We start from the raw sequence: 538 nt of genomic DNA on the forward strand, positions 1-538 counted from the left end.
CCTTGGCCCAGCGCGGCTAACCCGGCGTCCTGCCGGGTTACCCACGGATTCAAGCCTGCGTTCGGCCATCGTGGTTAACGGGGCGCCTCAGATCAAAAGCAAGATCAAAAGCAGAGCACGGCGGCCTGAAAGCCGACCTGAGTGGTTAGATCAAAAGCGAAAGCGGATCCGCATACACCGAAGATCTGATTTTCTGTGGGAGCTGGCTTGCCTGCGATGCAGACACCTTGGTACATCAGGCACACCGAGTTGATGCTATCGCAGGCAAGCCAGCTCCCACAGTTGACCGAGTATGGCTCTGCTGTTGCTGTTGCTGTTGCTGTTGCTGTTGCTGTTGCTGTTGCTGTTGCTCCGGCCCTTACATCCTTTTCGATGACGAAGTCAGCGGTCTTTTGATCTGCGCTTTTGATGTTGATCTGAAATCGCCCCGTCAAACACGATGGCCGGAATCTGACAGTGATTTGGGGGGTAAACCGGCAGGGATGCCGGTTTAGCCGCGCTGGGCCAAGGATGGCCCATCGCGGCGGCCCCCCAAATC

General features: G+C 57.1%; 1 protein-coding gene. It reads right to left on the bottom strand.

The features are described from left to right. Nucleotides 1–104: 104 nt before the first annotated feature. Nucleotides 105–512, bottom strand: a complete 408-nt coding sequence (locus GIW28_RS30595; RefSeq protein WP_236490496.1) for a hypothetical protein — start codon at nucleotides 510–512, stop codon at nucleotides 105–107. Nucleotides 513–538: the final 26 nt, after the last annotated feature.

It is taken from the genome of Pseudomonas sp. PA-5-4B, from assembly GCF_021606215.1.
Classification (GTDB): domain Bacteria; phylum Pseudomonadota; class Gammaproteobacteria; order Pseudomonadales; family Pseudomonadaceae; genus Aquipseudomonas; species Aquipseudomonas edaphica.